The 20,277-nt window shown below is 72.6% G+C and carries 17 protein-coding genes and 1 tRNA gene; 5 read left to right on the top strand and 13 right to left on the bottom strand.

Translation table 11 applies throughout. The features are described from left to right. Positions 1 to 55: 55 nt before the first annotated feature. Genes ACFXI4_RS07875 through pdhA form a run of 3 tightly spaced genes read right to left on the bottom strand, consistent with a single transcriptional unit; the run spans position 56 to position 3,566 of the window. Complete coding sequence (locus tag ACFXI4_RS07875; RefSeq protein ID WP_384988858.1) at positions 56 to 1,420, bottom strand: dihydrolipoamide acetyltransferase family protein; 1,365 nt, start codon at positions 1,418 to 1,420, stop codon at positions 56 to 58. After that, a complete protein-coding gene (locus ACFXI4_RS07870; RefSeq protein WP_384988857.1) occupies positions 1,420 to 2,424 on the bottom strand; it encodes an alpha-ketoacid dehydrogenase subunit beta in 1,005 nt (334 codons plus the stop codon). Before ACFXI4_RS07870 ends, ACFXI4_RS07875 begins: the two co-directional genes overlap by 1 nt. Further along, the gene (pdhA, locus tag ACFXI4_RS07865; protein WP_362721128.1) at positions 2,421 to 3,566 is read right to left on the bottom strand and encodes a pyruvate dehydrogenase (acetyl-transferring) E1 component subunit alpha; all 1,146 of its coding nucleotides are present in this window, start codon (positions 3,564 to 3,566) and stop codon (positions 2,421 to 2,423) included. Before pdhA ends, ACFXI4_RS07870 begins: the two co-directional genes overlap by 4 nt. Before the next feature lie 190 nt (positions 3,567 to 3,756). On the opposite strand from pdhA, the gene ACFXI4_RS07860 reads away from it, so the two are divergent. Continuing rightward, entirely contained in the window at positions 3,757 to 4,242 is a 486-nt protein-coding gene (locus ACFXI4_RS07860) for an Lrp/AsnC family transcriptional regulator (protein WP_384989025.1), read from the top strand. Between the two features lie 15 nt (positions 4,243 to 4,257). On the opposite strand, the gene ACFXI4_RS07855 is transcribed toward ACFXI4_RS07860, so the two are convergent. Both ACFXI4_RS07855 and ACFXI4_RS07850 read right to left on the bottom strand, forming a co-directional pair. Beyond that, positions 4,258 to 4,845 carry a TetR/AcrR family transcriptional regulator gene (locus ACFXI4_RS07855; protein WP_362721125.1) on the bottom strand — a complete coding sequence of 196 codons (588 nt, stop codon included), beginning with the start codon at positions 4,843 to 4,845 and terminating at the stop codon, positions 4,258 to 4,260. Next, positions 4,842 to 6,356: a 3-hydroxyacyl-CoA dehydrogenase gene (locus tag ACFXI4_RS07850; RefSeq protein WP_384988856.1), complete on the bottom strand. Its 1,515-nt coding sequence runs from the start codon at positions 6,354 to 6,356 to the stop codon at positions 4,842 to 4,844. Before ACFXI4_RS07850 ends, ACFXI4_RS07855 begins: the two co-directional genes overlap by 4 nt. Positions 6,357 to 6,504: 148 nt before the next feature. On the opposite strand from ACFXI4_RS07850, the gene paaN reads away from it, so the two are divergent. Continuing rightward, a complete protein-coding gene (gene paaN / locus ACFXI4_RS07845; RefSeq protein WP_384988855.1) occupies positions 6,505 to 8,196 on the top strand; it encodes a phenylacetic acid degradation protein PaaN in 1,692 nt (563 codons plus the stop codon). A 98-nt stretch (positions 8,197 to 8,294) separates the two neighbouring features. Here the strand turns inward: paaN and ACFXI4_RS07840 are convergent, their stop codons facing one another. From ACFXI4_RS07840 to pepN, 4 genes are all read right to left on the bottom strand, one after another. Beyond that, a complete protein-coding gene (locus tag ACFXI4_RS07840; protein ID WP_384988854.1) occupies positions 8,295 to 9,029 on the bottom strand; it encodes a TrmH family RNA methyltransferase in 735 nt (244 codons plus the stop codon). Beyond that, the gene (locus ACFXI4_RS07835) at positions 9,026 to 10,225 is read right to left on the bottom strand and encodes an HTTM domain-containing protein (protein ID WP_384988853.1); all 1,200 of its coding nucleotides are present in this window, start codon (positions 10,223 to 10,225) and stop codon (positions 9,026 to 9,028) included. The genes ACFXI4_RS07840 and ACFXI4_RS07835 overlap by 4 nt, the downstream gene beginning before the upstream one ends. Beyond that, the gene (locus ACFXI4_RS07830) at positions 10,222 to 10,998 is read right to left on the bottom strand and encodes a DUF5819 family protein (RefSeq protein WP_384988852.1); all 777 of its coding nucleotides are present in this window, start codon (positions 10,996 to 10,998) and stop codon (positions 10,222 to 10,224) included. The genes ACFXI4_RS07835 and ACFXI4_RS07830 overlap by 4 nt, the downstream gene beginning before the upstream one ends. A 303-nt stretch (positions 10,999 to 11,301) precedes the next feature. Beyond that, on the bottom strand, positions 11,302 to 13,734 hold the full coding sequence (pepN, locus tag ACFXI4_RS07825; RefSeq protein WP_384988851.1) for an aminopeptidase N: 2,433 nt from the start codon (positions 13,732 to 13,734) through the stop codon (positions 11,302 to 11,304). A gap of 158 nt (positions 13,735 to 13,892) precedes the next feature. On the opposite strand from pepN, the gene ACFXI4_RS07820 reads away from it, so the two are divergent. Further along, a complete protein-coding gene (locus tag ACFXI4_RS07820; RefSeq protein ID WP_384988850.1) occupies positions 13,893 to 15,026 on the top strand; it encodes an acyl-CoA dehydrogenase family protein in 1,134 nt (377 codons plus the stop codon). Positions 15,027 to 15,171: 145 nt separating this feature from the next. On the opposite strand, the gene ACFXI4_RS07815 is transcribed toward ACFXI4_RS07820, so the two are convergent. From ACFXI4_RS07815 to ACFXI4_RS07800, 4 genes are all read right to left on the bottom strand, one after another. Beyond that, positions 15,172 to 15,501: a rhodanese-like domain-containing protein gene (locus ACFXI4_RS07815; protein ID WP_362714673.1), complete on the bottom strand. Its 330-nt coding sequence runs from the start codon at positions 15,499 to 15,501 to the stop codon at positions 15,172 to 15,174. Between the two features lie 57 nt (positions 15,502 to 15,558). Further along, entirely contained in the window at positions 15,559 to 16,371 is an 813-nt protein-coding gene (locus ACFXI4_RS07810; protein WP_384988849.1) for a hypothetical protein, read from the bottom strand. 145 nt (positions 16,372 to 16,516) lie between these two features. Then, positions 16,517 to 17,935: a DUF2252 domain-containing protein gene (locus ACFXI4_RS07805; RefSeq protein WP_384988848.1), complete on the bottom strand. Its 1,419-nt coding sequence runs from the start codon at positions 17,933 to 17,935 to the stop codon at positions 16,517 to 16,519. Between the two features lie 398 nt (positions 17,936 to 18,333). Next, positions 18,334 to 18,417: transfer RNA gene (locus ACFXI4_RS07800), tRNA-Leu, on the bottom strand. Positions 18,418 to 18,825: 408 nt separating this feature from the next. Between ACFXI4_RS07800 and ACFXI4_RS07795 the strand changes: the two genes are divergently transcribed. Together ACFXI4_RS07795 and ACFXI4_RS07790 are read left to right on the top strand one after the other, a co-directional pair. Beyond that, entirely contained in the window at positions 18,826 to 19,707 is an 882-nt protein-coding gene (locus ACFXI4_RS07795) for an FhaA domain-containing protein (RefSeq protein ID WP_384988847.1), read from the top strand. 10 nt (positions 19,708 to 19,717) lie between these two features. Next, positions 19,718 to 20,242, top strand: a complete 525-nt coding sequence (locus ACFXI4_RS07790) for an FHA domain-containing protein (RefSeq protein ID WP_351316637.1) — start codon at positions 19,718 to 19,720, stop codon at positions 20,240 to 20,242. Positions 20,243 to 20,277 lie beyond the last annotated feature (35 nt).

Below are 20,277 nucleotides of genomic sequence, written 5' to 3'. Positions count from 1 at the left end.
TGGGAACCGATAGCGGGCGGGCGATCTGCGCGGCGCGGTGGCAGGGGTGCTCCGGCTAGAGCGTCCTGAGCAGCACCGCCGGGTTCTCCACGCAGTCGGCCACATAGCGCAGGAAGCCGCCCGCCGTGCCGCCGTCGCAGACCCGGTGGTCGAAGGTGAGGGACAGCTGGACGACCTGCCGGACCGCCAGTTCGCCCTCGTGCACCCACGGCTTCGGGACGATGCGGCCCACGCCCAGCATCGCCGCCTCGGGGTGGTTGATGATCGGCGTGGAGCCGTCGACGCCGAAGACGCCGTAGTTGTTCAACGTGAAGGTGGAGCCGGTGAGTTCGCCGGGGGTGAGCTTCCCGGCGTGGGCCGCCTCGGTCAGCCGGGCGAACTCCGCGGTCAGGGCCTCGGCGTCGCGGGTGTGGGCGTCCCGGACGACGGGGACCACCAGGCCCCGGTCGGTCTGGGCGGCGAAGCCCAGGTGGATCTGGTCGAGTCGGACGATCTCGCGGGCCTCCACGTCGACGTAGGAGTTCAGCTCGGGGTACCGGGCCAGGGCGGCCGTGCTGATCCTGGCGAGGAGCGCGAGGAGGGAGATCTTCGGGGCCGCCGCCGCGTTCATCGCGGTCCGGGCGCGCATCAGCTCGGTCGCGTCGGCGTCCACCCAGCAGGTCGCGTCGGGGATCTCGCGGCGGCTGCGGGAGAGCTTGTCGGCGACCGCGCCCCGGATGCCCTTGAGGGGCGTACGGGTGCCGGACCTGGCGTGCGACGGGGCGGCCGCGGCGCCGGCTGCGCCCGCCTTCACCGTGCCCGCCGCGGAGTTCGGCAGGCCGGCCGGGGTCCTGGTGGCGGCGCGGGCCGCACCGACCCGCAGGGCGTCCTCGACGTCGGCGCGCAGGATCAGGCCGTCGGGGCCCGAGCCGGACAACCGGCGCAGGTCCAGGTCGTTGTCCCGGGCGAGCCGGCGGACCAGGGGCGAGATCACCGGCACGGGGCCCTCGGTGGCCGGGGGCGGTGCGGGCACGCTCGCGTGGACCGCGGTCTCGACGGCGGCCGGCTTCCCGGCCGTGCCGTTGGCCCGGTCCGGTGCGGTGGGGCGGGCCCGGCGGCGGCGTGCCGGGGGCGCCCCGGTGCCGTAGCCCACCAGAACGTTGCCGGAGCCCTCGGGCTCGGGGGCGGGGGTGTCCGCACCGACGGCGACCGTCAGCAGCGGTGCGCCGACGGGCAGTTCGGCGCCCTCCTCCCCGAAGCGGGCCGTGACCACACCGCCGTAGGGACACGGGACCTCGACCATCGCCTTGGCCGTCTCGACCTCGACGACCGGCTGGTCGATCGCGACGACCTCGCCGACCTGGACCAGCCAGCTGACGATCACCGCCTCGGTCAGCCCCTCCCCGAGATCGGGCAGTTTGAACTCCAGCACCTGTGCCATCAGCCCTCGGCCTCCCACTGCAGACGCGCCACCGCGTCCAGGATGCGGTCCACACCGGGCAGATGGTGGCGCTCCAGCATCGGCGGCGGGTAGGGAATGTCGAACCCGGCCACGCGCAGCACCGGCGCCTCCAGGTGGTGGAAGCAGCGCTCCGTGACCCGGGCCGCGATCTCCCCGCCCGGTCCGCCGAACCCGCCCGACTCGTGTACGACGACCGCGCGCCCGGTGCGCCGTACCGAGGCGCAGACCGTCTCGTCGTCGAACGGCACCAGGGAGCGCAGGTCGACGACTTCGAGGTCCCAGCCCTCCGCCTGGGCGGCCTCGGCGGCTTCGAGGCAGACCGGCACGGAGGGGCCGTACGTGATGAGCGTGGCACTGCGCCCCGTGCGGCGCACCACCGCGCGGCCGATGGGTTCAACGTCCGTCGGCTGCTCGGGGTTCCAGGTGTCCTTGGACCAGTACAGGCGCTTGGGTTCGAGGAAGACGACCGGGTCGTCGGAGGCGATGGCGGCGCGCAGCAGGCCGTAGGCGTCGGCGACCGTGGCGGGGGTGACGACGTGCAGTCCGGGGGTGGCCATGTAGTAGGCCTCGGAGGAGTCGCTGTGGTGCTCGACGCCGCCGATGCCGCCGCCGTAGGGGATGCGGACGGTGATCGGCAGGGACATCCGGCCGCGGGTGCGGTTGCGCATCCGGGCGACATGGCTGATCAGCTGCTCGAACCCGGGATAGGCGAAGGCGTCGAACTGCATCTCCACGACCGGGCGCAGCCCGTACATGGCCATGCCGACGGCGGTGCCGAGGATGCCGGCCTCGGCGAGCGGGGTGTCGGTGCAGCGGTCCTCACCGAACTCCTTGGCGAGGCCGTCGGTGACCCGGAAGACCCCGCCGAGGGCGCCGACGTCCTCGCCCATGACGTGCACGGCGGGGTCGGCGGCCATCGCGTCGCGCAGGGCGCGGTTGAGGGCCTGTGCCATGGTGGCGGGCTTGACGGCGACGGTCGTCATCGGTCGCCGCCTTCCCGGCCGTCCTGCTCGGCTTCCAGCTCGGCCCGCAGCAGGGCGCGCTGCTCGCGCAGCTGGCTGGTGGTCTCGGCGTACACCTGGTCGAAGAGGGCCATGGGGTCGAGCTCCGGGTCGCGGTTCATGCGCTCGCGCAGGTCGGCGGCCATGGTCTCGGCGTCCTCGCGGGTGTTCCGCACGAGGTCGTCGTCGAGCAGGCCGCGGTCGGTCAACTCGCGCTCCAGCAGCAGGATGGGGTCGTGGTCGCGCCAGGCGTCCACCTCGGCGTCGCCCCGGTAGCGGGTGGCGTCGTCGGCGTTGGTGTGGGCGTCGATGCGGTAGGTCACCGCCTCGACCAGGGTGGGACCGCCGCCCTCGCGCGCGTGCCGCACGGCGTCGGAGAGGACCTGGTGCACGGCGGCCGCGTCGTTGCCGTCGACCAGGCGGCCCGGCATCCCGTATCCGACGGCTTTGTGGGCCAGGGAGGGGGCGGCGGTCTGCTTGTCGAGCGGGACGGAGATGGCGAAGCCGTTGTTCTGGACCAGGAAGACGACCGGGGCCCGCCAGACCGCGGCGAAGTTCAGCGCCTCGTGGAAGTCGCCCTCGCTGGTGCCGCCGTCGCCGACCATGGCGAGCGCGACCACGTCGTCGCCCTTGAGCCGGGCCGCGTGGGCGAGGCCGACCGCGTGCGGGAGCTGGGTGGCGAGCGGGGTGGAGAGCGGGGCCACGCGGTGGGCGTGGGGGTCGTAGCCGGTGTGCCAGTCGCCGCGCAGCAGGGTGAGCGCCTCCACGGGGTCCACGCCCCGGGCGACGACCGCGAGGGTGTCGCGGTAGCTGGGGAAGAGCCAGTCGCGCTCCTCCAGGGCGAGCGCGGCGGCGACCTCGCAGGCCTCCTGGCCGGTGCTGGACGGGTAGACGGCGAGACGGCCCTGCTTGGTGAGGGCGGTGGCCTGTGTGTTGTACCGGCGGCCGTGCACCAGCCGGGTGTAGAGCCGGCGCAGCAGCTCCGGGTCGGCCTTGGCGGCCGCCTCGGTCCCGAGGACGCGGTACGGCCGCTCGTCGGGCAGCAGGGGCGCGGGGTCCGTCCGGGGTTGCCAGGCGGGCGGCGGCGACGGGCGGTATGCGCCGCGCTGCTCCAGGACCGTCATGACGGCACCTCCTCGTGGGGGTGGCTACAGGAGACGGACCGGCTGTGACCCGTCTCACCTACCGATTGTTCGGTCGTCAGCACATTTTGGCTACAGGCGGCTCCAGGCTGTGGACAAACGGTTCTCCACAACCTGGAATGAATGCAGTACGTCCATAACAGGAAGGCGGGGGGACATGCCACCTGAACAAATGGCCGAGGGGCCGCGGGACAGTGCGGGGCTGCCGCCCGCCCGCCCGCTGGACGCCATTGATCAGGACATCCTGCAGATCCTCCAGGCGGACGGCCGGGCCTCGATACGGTCGGTCGCCGAACGGGTCCATGTCTCGCGCGCCAACGCCTACGCGCGTATCAACCGGCTCATCGAGGACGGGGTGATCCGCGGTTTCGGCGCCCGCGTGGACCATGAGCGGGCCGGCCACGGCACCTCCGCCTACATCACGCTGAAGATCGTCCAGAACACCTGGCGCACGGTGCGCGAGGAGTTGCGGCAGCTGCCGGGCGCCGACCACATCGCCCTGGTGGGCGGGGACTTCGACGTCCTGCTGCTGGTGCACACGCCCGACAACAGGGCACTGCGCGAGCTGGTGCTGACCCGGCTCCAGGCGATCCCGGAGGTGCTCAGCACCCGCACGCTGCTGGTGTTCGAGGAGGAGGACCTCGGGCCGGGCGGCTGAGGCCGGGCGCCCGGGTCAGGCCGCGCGGAGCCCTGAGAACACCAGGCGCGCCACCGCGTCGGAGACCTCGCGCTCGGTCGAGCCGCGCCCGTCCGGGCGGTACCACTCCACGATCGAGTTGACCATGCCGAAGACCAGCCGGGTGGCGAGGCGCACCTCGACGTCGGCACGCACGTCCCCGTCGGCGGCGGCCGCCCTCAGCAGGTCGGCCACCCGGTGGTCGAAGTCCCGGCGCCGCTCCAGCGCCCACCGTTCGGTGTCGGTGTTGCCCCGCACCCGCAGCAGCAGCGTCACGTACGGCAGTTCGGTGATCAGCACCTCCACCATGCGCCGTACGACGTGCTCCAGGCGGTCCACCGCGCGCCCCACGCGCGCGTGCTCCTCGTCGAGGATCCCGAACAGGCCGTCCAGGGCACGGCTGACGGCCCGGCGCAGCAGTTCCTCCTTGCCGGAGACATGGTGGTAGATGGACGACTTGGAGATCCCGGCCGCCTTGGAGAGGTGCTCCATGGAGGTGCCGTCGTAACCGCGCTCGATGAAGACCTGCACGGCCACCGAGAGCAGGGTCTCCGGGGTGTACGTGTCGCGCTTGGCGGTGGTCATGAGGCGCCCTCCCGCTTCTCGGTGGCGTACGCGTGGCGATAGAGCGCGAGGGAGGGCGCGTAGCGGCCGCTCGGGTCGCGCAGGTGCAGGTCGTCGAGGAGGTCGTAGGCGAAGTCGCGGCCCAGGCGGCGGCTCCACTCGAACGGGCCGAGCGGGTAGTTCACGCCCAGGCGCATCGCGGTGTCGACGTCCTCCTCGGTGGCGACGCCCTTGGCGACGGCGTCGTGCGCGAGGTCGATGATCCGGGCGACCGTGCGGGCGACGATCATGCCGGGCACGTCACCGATGACGCTGACCTGCTTGCCGAGCGCCTGGAAGAGACCGACGGCCTCGCTGAGCGTCCGGGGCAGGGTGTCGTGTCCCGCGGACAGCGCGACGCGGGTGGCGCGGCGGTAGTCGAGCGCCAGGTCGAAGTAGACGACGTCCCGGAACTCCACCGAGGTCTGGCCGTCGGCGAGGACCAGCTGGCCGCCGCTGGGCAGGACCAGCCGGGTGCCGTGGTCCTCGTCCTCCTCGCGGACCTGGATGCCCGCCTCGCGGATCATCGCGAGCAGTTCGGCGGCCGGGCCCAAGGTGCCCTCGGCGACGACGTAGGAGGGCGCGTCGGCCGGCTCGGCGGTGTGCGGCTCGGGGCGCTCGACGTCGTCCGCGTAGTCGTACCAGCCGTGCCCGGTCTTGCGGCCCAGGTGACCCGACTCGACGAGCCGGCGCTGGGCCAGGGAGGGCGTGAAGCGGACGTCCTGGAAGAAGGCCTGCCACACGGAGTGCGTGACGGACTCGTTGACGTCCTGGCCGATCAGGTCGGTCAGTTCGAACGCGCCCATCCGGAAGCCACCGCTCTCACGCAGCACCGCGTCGATGGTGGCCGGGTCCGCGGCCTGCGCCTCGTAGACCGCGAACGCCTCGGCGTAGAAGGGCCGCGCGATGCGGTTGACGATGAAGCCGGGGGTGTCCGCGCAGGCGACCGGCGTCTTGCCCCAGGCGCGGGCCGTCTCGTACGCGCGCGTGGCCGACGTGACGTCGGTGGCGAACCCGGAGACCACCTCGACCAGCGGCAGCAGCGGAGCCGGATTGAAGAAGTGCAGGCCCACCAGCCGGGCGGCGCCGCGCAGGCCGCCGCCGATGGCGGTCACCGACAGGGAGGAGGTGTTGGTCGCCAGCAGACAGTCGCCGTCGACGATGTCCTCCAGCGCCCGGAACAGCTCCTGCTTGACCTCCAGCCGCTCCTGGACGGCCTCCACCACCAGCGTGCAGTCCGCGAACTCGGTGAGCTCCCCGGCGGGCAGCAGCCGGGCGCGGGCCGCGTCGCGGTCGGCGGCCGTCATGCGGCCCCGCTCGACCAGCCGGTCGAGACGGGCGCCGATCGCCGCGGCGGCGTCCCGGGCCCGTCCGGGCACGGCGTCGTACAGCCTGACGGGATGGCCCGCGACGAGTGCGACCTGGGCGATGCCCTGGCCCATGGTGCCGGCGCCGGCGACCCCCACGGGGCTGCTGAGGTCGAGTGCTGTCATGTCCGCGATCCTCCCGCACGGGGATTTCCACAGATGCGGCAGGCCCCCTTGTCCCGACCGATCGTTCGGTTACTCTAACCCTGTCCGGCCGTTTCCGCCCAGGTCATGAGCTCGAAGGGGAGCTCATCAGACGAGGAGTTGGTCCCGCATGACCGCCGAACTCACCGTGCACGAGCTGATCGCCAAGCACCGGCCCACGCTTGACCAGGCCCTGGAGGCGATCCGCACCCGCGCCTACTGGTCCCCCCATCCCGAGCACCCCAAGGCCTACGGCGAGCACGGCAGCCTGGACGCGGCGGCCGGCAAGGCCGCCTTCGACGCCCTCCTCGGCACGCGCGTGGACCTCGGCCAGCCCGGCACCGACGACTGGCTGGGCGGCGAGGTCTCCCCGTACGGCATCGAACTGGGCGTGACCTACCCGCACGCCGACGTCGACACACTGCTGCCCGCCATGAAGTCCGGCCAGCGCGCGTGGCGCGACGCGGGCGCGGAGGCGCGCGCGGTGGTGTGCCTGGAGATCCTCAAGCGGATCAGCGACCGGACGCACGAGTTCGCGCACGCGGTCATGCACACCAGCGGCCAGGCGTTCATGATGGCGTTCCAGGCGGGCGGTCCGCACGCCCAGGACCGCGGCCTGGAAGCGGTGGCCTACGCGTACGTCGAGCAGGTCCGCACCCCCGACACGGCCGAGTGGTCCAAGCCGCAGGGCAAGCGCGACCCGCTCGCGCTGACGAAGACCTTCAAGCCGGTCCCGCGCGGGATCGCCCTGGTCGTCGGCTGCAACACGTTCCCGACGTGGAACGGCTACCCGGGCCTGTTCGCCTCCCTCGCCACGGGCAACGCGGTCCTGGTGAAGCCGCACCCGCGCGCGGTGCTGCCGCTCGCCCTCACCGTGCAGGTCGCCCGCCAGGTGCTCGCCGAGGCCGGCTTCGACCCGAACCTGGTGGCACTGACGACGGAACGCCCGGGCGAGGGCATCGCGAAGACGCTCGCCACCCGCCCGGAGATCAAGATCATCGACTACACGGGCTCCACCGCCTTCGGCGACTGGCTGGAGGCCAACGCCCGGCAGGCCCAGGTGTACACCGAGAAGGCCGGTGTCAACACGGTCCTGGTCGAGTCGACCGACGACTACAAGGGGATGCTCTCCAACCTGGCGTTCTCGCTCTCCCTGTACAGCGGCCAGATGTGCACCACCCCGCAGAACCTGCTGATCCCCCGCGACGGCATCCGCACCGACGAAGGACCCCGGACCTACGACGAGGTGGTGGCCGGCATCGCCCGCGCGGTCGACGGCCTGCTCGGCGACGACGCCCGCGCCAACGCGCTGCTCGGCGCGATCGTCAACCCCGACGTCAAGGCCCGCCTGGAGGCCGCCGCCGGACTGGGCGAGGTCGCCCTCCCCTCCCGGGAGATCACCAACCCGGAGTTCCCGGCCGCGGTCGTCCGCACCCCGGTGATCGTGAAGCTGGACGGCGCCAAGCCGGACGACGAGGCCGCGTACATGAGCGAGTGCTTCGGACCGGTCTCCTTCGCGGTCGCCGTCGACTCGGCCTCCGACGCGGTGGAGCTGCTGCGGCGCACGGTCCGGGAGAAGGGCGCGATGACGGTCGGCGCGTACACCGTCGACCCGGACGTGGAGAGCGCCGTGGAGGAGGTCTGCCTGGAGGAGGCCGCCCAGCTGTCGCTGAACCTGGTCGGCGGGGTCTACGTCAACCAGACGGCCGCGTTCTCCGACTTCCACGGCTCGGGCGGAAACCCGGCGGCCAACGCGGCCCTGTGCGACGGGGCGTTCGTGGCGAACCGGTTCCGGGTGATCGAGGTGCGCCGGGAGGCGTAGCCGTTCGGGGAGGCCGATCGCCGTCGGGAACCGCGGATCCGTCGCAACTGGCCGCGCGGTTCCCCGCGCCCCTGCCCGGGCGTGGCGGCCGGGGCCCGCTAACGGGCACTCCAGTGGTACAAGGTCATCGCCACGCTGGTCGCCAGGTTGTAGCTGCTCACCTGCGGGCGCATCGGCAGTCGCAGCAGGTGGTCGGCACGCGCGCGCAGGTCCGCCGACAGACCCGTTCGTTCCGACCCGAAGGCGAGGATCGCGTTGTCCGGGAGCTTGGTGCCCCGGATGTCCTCGCCTTCCGGGTCCAGCGCGAACACCGGGCCCGGCGGCAGCTCCGGCACGGTCAGGCGCTCGACCGCCGTCGCGAAGTGCAGGCCCGCGCCGCCTCGTACGACCGTCGGGTGCCAGGGGTCGAGCGTGCCGGTCGTGATCACTCCCGTCACACCGAAGCCCGCCGCCAGGCGGATCACCGCGCCGGCGTTGCCGAGGTTGCGGGGTTCGTCGAGGACCACGACGGGGGCCGAGCGCGGATCGCGGGCCAGCTCGCGCAGACTGTCCTCGCGGGACGGCCGTACCGCCAGCGCCGCCACCGCCGTGGGATGCGGGCGGGACACCAGCGACGCGTACACCTGCGGCGGCACCTCGGTCAGCAGGGCGGCCAGTGCCTCCCGCACGTCCGGCGCCAGCTCGTCCGCCAGGGCCAGCGCCGCCGCCCGGTCCGTGGTGACCGCCACCGGCACCTGTGCCCCGAAGCGCAGGGCGTGCTTGAGGGCGTGGAAGCCGTCGAGGAGGACGGCTGAACCCGCCGGCAGCGCCCAGCGGTCCAGGGGGTCGGTCATGCCCCGAAGCCTACGCGGGGCTGTTCGTCGGCCTCCGCGGAGCGAGCGGGCGGCAGCGACGGACCGCCGCGCCGCCGGACGCGGTCCCGTGCGCGTGCCGCCCGGCCGCCCAGCCAGAGCAGGAAGGCCGTCGGCAGGAAGACCGAGTCCGCCGCGATCATGGCCAGCGAGAAGAACGGCAGGCCGAGCACGACCGCGATCACCGCGTGCTCGGTCATCATCGCGGCCAGCAGCACGTTCTTGACCCGGCGGTTGAACAGCGTGAACGGGAAGGCGACCTGGACGACGACCGTCCCGTAGGTCACCAGCATCACCAGGGTGCCGTTGGCGGACAGCAGGTCGGCGAGGGCCGGCCAGGGCGAGAAGTAGTCCAGGTGGAGCGGGTAGTAGACGGCGGTGCCATCCTGCCAGCGGGAACCCTGGATCTTGTACCAGCCCGCGGTGGCGTAGATCAGGCAGGCCTCGGCCATGATCACGAACAGGGCGCCGTTGTGCAGGACGTCGGCGACGACGTCCAGCAGGATCCGGGGCTCGGGCGTACGCGCCCGGCGGCCCGTCGCCCACCACAGGGCGGCGCCCGCCCAGGCCGCCCACAGCAGGGCCGGCACCAGCCAGCCGCCGCCGGTGCGCCCGGTGAGGGCCGCCGCGACCAGCAGGACACCCGACACCGCCCACAGCGCCGGCCCGGCCCGGTCGGTGACCGGCGGTCCCTCGGCACGCGCGCGTGCCGCCCGGCGCGCGTCCAGGGACCACACCTGGCCGCAACGGGTGAACACCAGGTAGAGGGACATCAGGTGCAGCACGTTGTCGCCGCCGTCGCCCACGAAGACGCTGCGGTTCTGCAGGGACAGCACGCCGACCATGAACAGCAGGGACATCGCGCGGGTGTGCCAGCCCACCAGCAGCAGGGCGCTGGAGACGACGGCCAGCAGGTAGAAGACCTCGAAGAAGGTCTGGCCGTCGGAGGCCAGCAGCGCCGTGAAGGCGTGGTTGTCCGCGGTCAGCTGCTGGGCCAGGCCGAAGCTCCAGGGGCCGTCGGGGCCGTACAGCTCCTGGCGGTGCGGGTACTCGCGCAGCAGGAACAGCAGCCAGGTGGCGGCGAAGCCGATGCGTACGACGGCCGTCTGGTAGGGGCCGAGCGCCGACCCGGTGACCCGGGCGATGGCGCGGGACAGGCACAGGGCGAGACGGCTCATCGCACACCTCCGCCGGCCTCGTCGGCCGTGACCGTCCACCAGGGCAGCACCCGGTAGACGGGCGTGTCGGAGACCTTCTCGCCACTCCAGTCCGGCGGGGGCACATCGGTGGTGCTGGAGCGCACCTGGACACGGGCGATGGTGCCCTTCTCGCTGGTCGCGTCCCCCTCGTACATGCGCAGCACGACGATCCGGCGCAGGTACTGCTCCGACAGGGAGCCGCGCAGACCGATCGGTCGGTTGTCGTTGCCGTGGGTGGTGACGAAGAAGTCCCAGGCCCGGCGCAGTTCGTTCTGCACGGTGTGACTCGGCAGCAGGCTGCCGTCGATGGCCTGGCCGTCCTGCGCGGACAGGTCGTTCCAGCCCGTGGTGGCCGTGGTGCCGTCCTGCATCCGGACGTCCGCGCGCACCTGTACGGCGATGTTCTGCTGGAGCGGGTTCGGCGCGAACAGCTTCCAGTTCTGCTCGAACTCCGGGTACACCCACTCCTCTATCGCCTTGCCGTGCTGCTTCGTCACCGTGTTCGCCGGCGCGACGCTCAGGAACACCATCCCGAGGTGGACACAGGTGGCGACGGCGACGAGGGCCAGCGCGAGGGCCGCGCCGACCTGGTAGCGCGGGGAGAGAGCGGCGACGCCGGCGCGGGGCGGGGCGAGCGGCGGCTGCTCCTGCCGAACCCCTTCGACGGGTCCGGCAGGCCCCGGATCAGGACGCGGCGCGACCGGACCCTCCGGCCCCTGCCGGGCGTCCGAGTCGCCGTCGTACGCGTCCATGCCGCCCCGTTCCCCGGTACCGCCGTGCCGTCCGGACGACCCGTCCGGGGCCGACCGGTGTGCCGCTGCCCGGCACTCGCACGGAACGGTACTCAGCACCGGCCGCCGGGCGCAGCCCCGGGGAGGGGCCCAGCAGCGTGGCCATCGCCACTCCGACCGTCCCCGGCGGCGGCCCTACGGCGGTTCACCGGGGTCTCCGGCCCAGCTCACAGCGGATCCGACGGGGACGAGAAGGGCCCGTGGAACTCCGCCCGACGAGCTGTCCACAGGCCGCGCCGGAGGTTTTCCACAGCGATGGGTGGATCAGGCGTTCACCGCCCGGGCCCGGAGCATGCGACGAACGGTGTCGGAGCGTTCCAGGAGGGTGTTGCGGACCACGGGGGCCGCTTCCTGGACCGCCTGCTGGGCCCTCTCGACGTACGCGGAGTCGATGGCGTACGGCGGGAAGAGCTGGGAGGTGTAGACCATCGCCGGGATCATTCCGCCCTGGTCCAGCCGCGGGATCTCGGCCAGGTACCGCTCGGCGTAGGGGGCGAGCAGGGCGTCCTGGCCCGGTCGCCAGAAGGCGGCCGCCACCGCGCCGACCGACTGGACCGGCACGGTGCGGTCCACGGCCAGCCGCTGCCAGGTCTCCGCCTTGGCGGCCGGGTCGGGGACGGCGGCGCGGACGGTGAGGGCGCGGACCCACGCGTCGGGGTCGGGGTCGCGCTCCAGCAGGGCCGCGGACTCGGCGGTCACGTCGCCGCCGAGTTCGGCCTCGCGGACAAGGGCGCGCCAGCGCAGGTCCACGTCGTCGTCGGCCTGGTCGCGGAGCCGGGCCAGGCCCTCGGCGGTCGCGGTGCGGGCCAGGCCGCGCAGGGCCACCTGGCGGCGGCCCGGGTCGTCGGCGAGTTGCAGGCAGACCCCGGCCACGGCCTCCGTCAGTGCGGGACGGTCGGCGTCCGGGGCCCAGAGCTCGGCGATGTTGGTGACGAGGGTCAGGAAGGGCTCGATCACGGCGTCGGACGTCTCGGCGGCGAGGACCGCGGTGAGGCATCGTCCGGCCTCGGCCGCCGTGGCCTCCCCGGCCGTGAGCATGTCCCAGACGGTGGCGACGGCCACGCCCCGCGAGATGGCCGTGGGCAGCCGGGCCGCCACGCGGAACAGGGTGTCCCGGCCGGCGGGGTCCGGACGGGTGGTGGCGAAGGTGAGGTCGTCGTCGTTGATCAGGAGCAGGTCGGACGTGGCGGGAAGGCCGGTGACCGGGGTGCGGGGCTCGCTCACCTCGACGCGGACCAGGGCGGCGCGTTCGAGGGCGTCGCCCGTGCGGTCGTACGCACCGACCGCGAGGACCTGCGGGCGCGGGGTGCCGTCGGCGACCAGGATCACGGTGGAGCCGTCGTGCTCCAGGGTGAAGCGGTCGGTGCCGGCCGTCTCCAGCCAGGCCTTGCGCCAGGTGGCGAGGTCCCTGTCACCGGCCTCGGCGAGGGCGTCGATCAGGTCCTGGAGGGTGGTGGTGCCCCAGGCGTGGCGGGCGAAGTAGGCCGCCATGCCGGTGCGGAACCGGTCCTCGCCCACGTAGGTCATCAACTGCTGGAGGACGGAGGCGCCCTTGGGGTACGTGATGCTGTCGAAGATCGACGCGGCCTGGGCGACGTCGTGGATGGGCTGGTGGATCGGGTGGGAGACCGGGCCCTGGTCGGAGAGGTAGGCCCTGAGCTTGCCGCCGGCGAGGTGGCCGGCCCACACGTCGGTGTAACGGGTGGCCCCCTCGGCGGCCCAGTGGCAGGCGAACTCGGCGAAGGCCTCGTTCAGCCAGAGGTCGTCCCACCAGCGCATGGTGACGATGTTGCCGAACCACATGTGCGCCATCTCGTGCAGCAGCACGACGGCGAGCAGCTCGCGTTCCGCGTGGGTGGGCGTGGCCCGGCGCAGGAACATGTCCGACCAGGTCACACAGCCGTAGTTCTCCATCGCGCCGCCGAACTCGGGCATGAAGACCTGGTCGTACTTGCGCTGCGGGAACGGCATCGCGAAGGCTTCGGCGAAGAAGGCGAGGCCCTGGCCGGTCAGGGTGAAGATCTCGTCGGCGTCGCGCTCCAGGACCTCGGCGAGCGAGCGGCGGGCGAAGACGCCGAGGTCGTGGCCGCCGGCCTCGCGGCGGATCTCGTGGAAGGGGCCCGCGTTGACGACGGTGTTGTACACGGACAGCGGCGGGGTGTCCGGGAAGCTCCAGCGGCGGGCGGCGCCCTGCTCCTCGACGCGCGGGTCGCCGGAGTTGCTGAGCACGGTCCAGGCGGCCGGGGCGGTGACGGTGAAGGCGTGCGGAGCCTTGAGGTCGGGCTGGTCGAAGCAGGCCCAGACGAAGCGGGCCTCGTCGGGTTCGAAGCTGGTCCAGAGGTAGACCTCGCCGTCGGCGGGGTCGACGGCCTTGTGGGCGCCCGGGCTGGTCGTGGTGTCGGCCTGGAGGCTCTCCACCCGCAGCACGTTGCGCGCGGCCAGGCCGGGCAGCGGGATCCGGCCGTCGTCGCCCGGGGTGAGGGCGGTGCCGTTGAGGGTGGCGGAGCGTACCTCGGCCGCACAGTCGACGAAGGTCTCGGCGCCCGGCTCCGAGCAGGTGAACGTCACCGTCGAGACGCAGCGGATCTCCGGCCCGTTCGGCAGGGCGGTGAGGTCGATGTCGACGTCGTACCGCTCGACCGTGACCAGCGCGGACCGGCGCTCGGCCTCGATGCGGGTCAGGCTTCGGATCCCCATGTGTCCTCCCTCGTGTGCCCGTCCACATCGGCGGACAGCGGCCGACAGCCTACGACGGAAGGAACTGGTGATCGCAGCGGTTTTCCGTTCCCTTCTTCTAGAACCTGTTCTATCTTGACGGACCGTCAGATCAGCGGACCGGCCGGGAGGACAGGACCGTGGACTTCACCTTCACCGAGGAGCAGCTGGCGGCGGCCGAGGCGGCACGCGGGGTGTTCGCCGCGGTGGCACCGGACGCGGTGCCGAGCCCCGCGCTGACCACCGGGGCCGTGGCCGAGCACTTCGACCGGGAACTCTGGGACACACTGGCCGGCGCGGACCTGCTGAGCCTGCTGTCCGCCGAGGAGTACGGCGGGGCGTCACTGGACGCGATCGCGCTCTGCCTGGTGCTGCGGGAGTCGGCGAAGGTGCTGGCCCGGGTGCCGCTGCTGGAGAACAGCGCGGCCATGGCGGCCGTGCAGGCCTACGGCGACACGGAGTTGAGGGACCGGCTCCTGGCGCCGGCGGGCCGCGGCGAACTGGTGCTGACCGTCGCCGCGAGCGGCCGCACCGGGCACGACCCGGCCGAGCTGGCGGTGACCGCGCGCCGGGACGGTGACGGGTGGGTGCTGGACGGGGTGCAGACCGCGGTGCCGTGGGTGTACGACGCCGGTCTCGTCCTCGTACCGGCGCACACCGACGGCGACCGGAGCGTACTGGCGCTGGTGGCGCCGTCGGGTGACGGGGTCACGCTCGCCGAGCAGGTCTCGACCAGCGGGGAAAGGCTCGGCGAGCTGCGGCTGGAGTCGGCGCGGGTCGCCGGGCCGGACGTGGTGACGGCGCGAGGGGCCTGGGAGTGGCTGCGGGAGCTGCTGGCGACCGGGACGTGTGCGCTGGCGCTCGGGGTGGGTGAGCGGGTGCTGCAGATGACCAGTGGGTACACGGGGAAGCGGGAGCAGTTCGGGCATCCCGTCGCCACGTTCCAGGCGGTCGCCGTGCAGGCCGCCGACCGGTACATCGACCTGCGCGCCATGGAGGCGACGCTGTGGCAGGCGGCGTGGCGGATCGCCTCCGGGGCGGCCGGGGCGTTGCCGGCGGCCGGGGACGTGGCGGTGGCGAAGATCTGGGCGGCGGAGGGCGTGCGGCGGGTGGTTCAGACCGCGCAGCACCTGCACGGCGGGTTCGGGGCCGACACGGATTACGTGCTGCACCGCTACCACGCCTGGGCGAAGCACCTCGAGCTGGCGCTCGGGTCGGCGGCGGCCCACGAGGAGGCGCTGGGGGATCTGCTGGCCGCACATCCACTGGGATAGAGCCTGGGAAAAAGGGGGGCGCTCGGTAGGGCGCGGTCCACGGCCCGCCGGCGGTCGGGGTCGGTCCGCCGGCCGGTGGGGACGGTGTGGGGCTGGTCGCGCGGGTCCGCGCGCCCCTCGCGGGGCGCTGCGCCGCCGGGCCGGCTCAGATCACGAAGCCCGCTTCTCCCGCGTCCGTGACGACCTCGCGGCCCGCCGCCTGCCAGGTCTGCATGCCGCCGTCCACGTTCACCGCGTCGATGCCCTGCTGGACCAGGTACATCGTGACCTGTGCCGAACGGCCGCCGGAGCGGCAGATCACGTGGACACGGCCGTCCTGGGGAGCGGCCTCGGTGAACTCGCCGTAGCGGGCCGCGAACTCGCTGATAGGGATGTGCAGGGCACCCGAGGCGTGGCCCGCCTGCCACTCGTCGTCCTCACGGACGTCCAGCAGGAAGTCACCGTCCTTGAGGTCCGCGACCTCGACCGTGGGCACACGCGCTGCGAAGTTCATGGCTCCGACGCTACCCGACGGCCGCTCCCGGGCGTGCGGCTACTCCTCGGCGAGCAGCGCGGCCAGCTCCGCCTCCCGCTCGGCGACGTCCTTGTAGAGCTTCCCGGCGATCTCCTCAAGGAGGCTGTCGGGGTCCTCGGGGGCCAGCCGGAGCATGCCCGCGATGGGGCCGTTCTCCAGTTCCCTGGCGACCAGGGTGAGCAGTTCCTTGCGCTCGGCCAGCCATTCGAGGCGGGCGTACAGCTCCTCGGCGCGGCTGGGCTTGCGCTCGGGCGGGACCGGGCCGGCCTCCCACTCCTCGGCCAGCTCCCGCAGCAGAGCCTCGTCGCCGCGGGCGTAGGCCGCGTTGACCCGGCTGAGAAACTCCTCACGCCGGTCCTGCTCGTCCCCCTCCTGCACCAGGTCGGGGTGGGCCTTGCGGGCCAGCTCGCGGTAGAGCCGGCGGGCCTCCTCGCTGGGCCGCACCCGCTGCGGGGGCCGTACCTCCTGCTCGGTGAGCATGGCGACGGCCTCCGGGAACAGGCCGCTGCCGTCCATCCAGCCGTGCATCAGTTCCTCGACACCGGGGATGGGCAGGACCCGGGCCCGGGCCTCCTCGGCGGCGCGGACGTCCTCGGGGTCACCGGTACGGGCGGCCTTCGCCTCGGCGATCCGCGCGTCCAGCTCTTCGAGGTGGAGGTAGAGAGGGCCGAGCTTCTGCTCGTGCAGGCGCGAGAAGTTCTCCACCTCGACACGGAAGGTCTCGACCGCGATCTCGAACTCGATCAACGCCTGCTCGGCGGCCCGCACGGCTCGCTCCAGGCGTTCCTCAGGCCGCGATGCCTCAGACTGCTCAGCTTCCGGGGTCGTCACCCGACCAGACTAGGGCCTGTCGTCGCCACGGGTGGCCGCCACCCGCTCCTCGGCCAGATCTCCGCAGGCCACGAGGGGTTCTCCGGGCAGCGACCCACCTCCCCGAGCGCCCCGAGCGCCTGAGGACCTGCCCTGCCTCCGACGGTCACACCCCGGTCTCCGCCGGGATCCGGCCCGTCCGGACCGCGGTCACCAGTGTCTCGTGATCCGCCTCCGTGCGGTCGGCGTAGGCCACCGCGAACGCGGCGATCGCCTCGTCCAGCTCCTCGTTCTTGCCGCAGTAACCGGCGATCAGGCGGGGGTCGGCGCTGTGGGAGTGGGCGCGGGCCAGCAGGGCGCCGGTCATCCGCCCGTAGTCGTCGATCTGGTCGAAAGACAGGGCCGCCGGGTCGACGCTGCCCTTGCGGTTGCGGAACTGACGGACCTGGAAGGGCCGGCCGGCCACCGTGGTCCAGCCGAGCAGGATGTCGCTGACCACCTGCATCCGCTTCTGCCCGAGGACCACCCGGCGCCCTTCGTGGCCGACGGCGGGCGCCTCGAAACCGGCCGTGGCCAGGTGCGGGACGAGCGCGGACGGGCGGGCCTCCTTGACCTGGAGGATCAGTGGCTCGCCACGATGGTCGAGGAGCAGCACCACGTACGACCGGGTGCCGACACTGCCGGTGCCGACTATCCGGAAGGCGACGTCGTGCGGGGCGTGCCGGGAGAGCAGGGGGTGGCGGTCCTCGGAGAGCGTGCCGACGTAGTGCTCCAGGGCCGCCACGACCGCTTCCGCCTCCTCGTCCGTGACCCGGCGCAGCACCGGAGCGGCGTCGACGAAGCGGCGCCCGCCGTTCTCGGTGGGCTCGGTGGAGCGGGCCGCGAACCGGCCGCTGGTGTTGGCGCGCGCCTTCTCCGAGACCCTGCGCAGGGTGCCGAGCATGTCGTGGGCGTCGGAGTGGGAGACCAGTTCCTCGTCCGCGATGGCGTTCCACGCGTCCAGCACCGGGAGCCTGGCCAGCAGACGCATGGTGCGGCGGTAGGCGCCGGCCGCGTCGCCCGCCGCCCTGCGGCACATGTCCTCGTCGGCGCCCGCCTCCCGGCCGGCCAGCACCAGGGAGGCGGCGAGCCGCTTGAGGTCCCACTCCCAGGGGCCGAGCACCGTCTCGTCGAAGTCGTTCAGATCGATGACCAGGTCGCCGCGCGGGTCGCCGTACAGACCGAAGTTGGCCGCGTGGGCGTCGCCGCAGATCTGGGTCGCGATCCTGGTCATGGGAGTGCGGGCCAGGTCATAGGCCATCAGGCCGGCCGAGCCGCGCAGGAACGCGAACGGGCTCGCCGCCATCCTGCCGACCCTGATCGGGACCAGCTCCGGGATCCGGTCGCGGTTGGACTCCTCGACCGCGCGCACCGCGTCGGGCCGGGAGCCGTCCAGGTCCAGGACGGCGTGATCACGGCGCGGAACGGCCGAACGCAGCGCCTTGCCCTCGTCCTTGGGCGAGCCCTGCACGGGCCACTGCGCGAAGCCCTTCGGCGAGGGCAGCTTGCGTGCCTCGGCCGTCGTCAGCCCTTCCGGTCCGGTCACGTCGACCGCCTCCCCCGCACTCCGGACATCCGCACATCCGCCCGCACGAACATCAACTCGTGGAGACGGTACAGGTGGGGGCAGGTGACCCGTCAGACCCTGTGGACAACTTCGGGGGCTGACATGAAGGGGTGGTCGACCGTCGCCGTACGCCCGCGGGTGGCCGGGGCTGGTCACGCGGTTCCCCGCGCCCCTCAGGCGGGACCACCGGTCGCGCGTCCAGAGACACCGGCCCCGGCCGATAGCGCCGTCCGCCCCTCTCCCCCCACTGAGAGACACCTCACACCGACAGGAAAATCACATCGCCGCCCCGGCCACCCGGCCCTGCGCCCGCACCAGCGAACCGCAACGGCACAGCAAAAAGGCCCACCGTGATCACGATGAGCCTTCTGCGTCTGTGCGCGAGGGGGGAGTTGAACCCCCACGCCCTTGCGGGCACTGGAACCTGAATCCAGCGCGTCTGCCTATTCCGCCACCCGCGCATTGGGTGTGTCCTCCGGTCCCGGCCCCTGTGTTTCCTTCGGGGCGGCGCCTTCCGACATGCAGAACACTAGCACGTGGGGAGGGGCGGATTCACATCCGTTCTCCGCGGGCAGCGGCCACCCGGGGCTCACGTACCGAGCAGTCTGCGGTCACGTATCAACCTCGTACCGGTCCAGGCCATCTGTCCACAGAGGGATCGGGTCCACAGTCGGGTGCGGGACACTGGTCATGGGGCGCCTCTACGATCCTTGGCAGCGGAAGTGCCGATCCCTGACGGGAACAAGCACGCCGAGGAGTTCGAAGGGGAGCCGCTGGGGGAACCGGCTGATTGCCGGGCGCGTAGATACGATCAGTGAGCAGTAGCGGTAAGGCAAGCCGTACGGGCAACGCGACAGAGGAGGTGCCCTGTGGGAGTCCTGAAGAAGTTCGAGCAACGTCTCGAAGGTCTGGTCAACGGCACCTTCGCCAAGGTGTTCAAGTCCGAGGTCCAGCCCGTGGAGATCGCCGGTGCGCTGCAGCGCGAGTGCGACAACAACGCGACGATCTGGAACCGCGACCGGACCGTCGTACCCAATGACTTCATCGTCGAGCTGAGCGCTCCCGACTTCGAGCGGCTCAGCCCCTACTCCGGACAGCTCGGCGACGAGCTCGCCGGGATGGTCCGCGACTACGCCAAGCAGCAGCGCTACACGTTCATGGGGCCCATCAAGGTCAACCTGGAGAAGGCCGAGGACCTGGACACCGGCCTGTACCGGGTGCGCAGCCGCACCCTCGCCTCCTCCAGCAACCAGCAGGCCGCCCCGGACCGCGCGCCCGCGGCCGGCGGCGCCCCGCAGCGACCCGGCTACGGCTACCCGCAGGCCGCCGCGGCCCCGCCCATGCCCAGCGCACCGCCCGCCGGCGCCCCGCAGCGACCCGGTGGCTACGGCTACCCACAGCCGACCCAGCCCGCCGCCCAGCGGCCCGCCGGCCCCTCCGGGCCGGTCGGCGCCCCGGCGCCCGGCTCCCGTACCCGCTACTGGATCGAGATCAACGGCACCCGCCATCAGATCTCCCGCGCGACGCTCGTGCTGGGCCGCAGCACCGAGGCCGACGTGCGGATCGACGACCCCGGCGTCTCCCGCCGGCACTGCGAGATCCGGACCGGAACGCCCTCGACGATCCAGGATCTCGGGTCCACCAACGGCATCGTGGTGGACGGGCAGCACACCACCCGCGCTACGCTCCGCGACGGCTCGCGGATCGTCGTGGGCAGCAGCACCATCATTTACCGGCAAGCCGAAGGGTGAAGCGGGGGCAATGTCAGAGCTGACCCTCACGGTCATGCGGCTGGGTTTCCTGGCCGTACTGTGGCTGTTCGTGATCGTGGCCGTGCAGGTCATCCGCAGCGACCTGTTCGGTACGCGCGTCACCCAGCGCGGATCGCGTAGGGAAGAAGGACGCCGGCAGCAACCCGCCGCCCGGCAGCAGGCCGCGCCACCGCAGCAGCGCGGCCAGCAGCAGGCGGCCGGCAGCGGCCGGCGGCGCAACGCCCCCAGCAAGCTCGTCGTCTCCGAGGGCACGCTCACGGGTACGACGGTCGCGCTCCAGGGACAGACCATCACCCTGGGCCGCGCCCACGACTCCACGATCGTGCTGGACGACGACTACGCCTCCAGCCGCCATGCCAGGATCTACCCGGACCGCGACGGCCAGTGGATCGTCGAGGACCTCGGGTCCACGAACGGCACGTATCTGGACCGGTCCCGGCTGACGACTCCCACGCCGATCCCGCTGGGAGCGCCGATCCGCATCGGCAAAACCGTCATCGAGCTGCGGAAGTAGTGCTACATCATGGATAGGCGCGAGCGGAGCGAGCA

Source organism: Streptomyces sp. NPDC059224 (genome assembly GCF_042754285.1).
Classification (GTDB): Bacteria; Actinomycetota; Actinomycetes; order Streptomycetales; family Streptomycetaceae; genus Streptomyces.
The sequence above is the reverse complement of the archived record's forward strand: the minus strand, read 5'-3'. Positions and strand labels throughout refer to the sequence as shown.

What these genes read in the sequence shown, in the direction of transcription:
- pepN (WP_384988851.1), bottom strand. Translation starts at nt 13,734, where the DNA reads ATGGGGATCCGAAGCCTGACCCGCATCGAGGCCGAGCGCCGGTCCGCG.
- ACFXI4_RS07855 (WP_362721125.1), bottom strand. Translation starts at nt 4,845, where the DNA reads ATGACCACCGCCAAGCGCGACACGTACACCCCGGAGACCCTGCTCTCG.
- paaN (WP_384988855.1), top strand. Translation starts at nt 6,505, where the DNA reads ATGACCGCCGAACTCACCGTGCACGAGCTGATCGCCAAGCACCGGCCC.
- ACFXI4_RS07870 (WP_384988857.1), bottom strand. Translation starts at nt 2,424, where the DNA reads ATGACGACCGTCGCCGTCAAGCCCGCCACCATGGCACAGGCCCTCAAC.
- ACFXI4_RS07835 (WP_384988853.1), bottom strand. Translation starts at nt 10,225, where the DNA reads ATGAGCCGTCTCGCCCTGTGCCTGTCCCGCGCCATCGCCCGGGTCACC.
- ACFXI4_RS07850 (WP_384988856.1), bottom strand. Translation starts at nt 6,356, where the DNA reads ATGACAGCACTCGACCTCAGCAGCCCCGTGGGGGTCGCCGGCGCCGGC.
- ACFXI4_RS07875 (WP_384988858.1), bottom strand. Translation starts at nt 1,420, where the DNA reads ATGGCACAGGTGCTGGAGTTCAAACTGCCCGATCTCGGGGAGGGGCTG.
- ACFXI4_RS07840 (WP_384988854.1), bottom strand. Translation starts at nt 9,029, where the DNA reads ATGACCGACCCCCTGGACCGCTGGGCGCTGCCGGCGGGTTCAGCCGTC.
- ACFXI4_RS07790 (WP_351316637.1), top strand. Translation starts at nt 19,718, where the DNA reads ATGTCAGAGCTGACCCTCACGGTCATGCGGCTGGGTTTCCTGGCCGTA.
- pdhA (WP_362721128.1), bottom strand. Translation starts at nt 3,566, where the DNA reads ATGACGGTCCTGGAGCAGCGCGGCGCATACCGCCCGTCGCCGCCGCCC.
- ACFXI4_RS07860 (WP_384989025.1), top strand. Translation starts at nt 3,757, where the DNA reads ATGGCCGAGGGGCCGCGGGACAGTGCGGGGCTGCCGCCCGCCCGCCCG.
- ACFXI4_RS07830 (WP_384988852.1), bottom strand. Translation starts at nt 10,998, where the DNA reads ATGGACGCGTACGACGGCGACTCGGACGCCCGGCAGGGGCCGGAGGGT.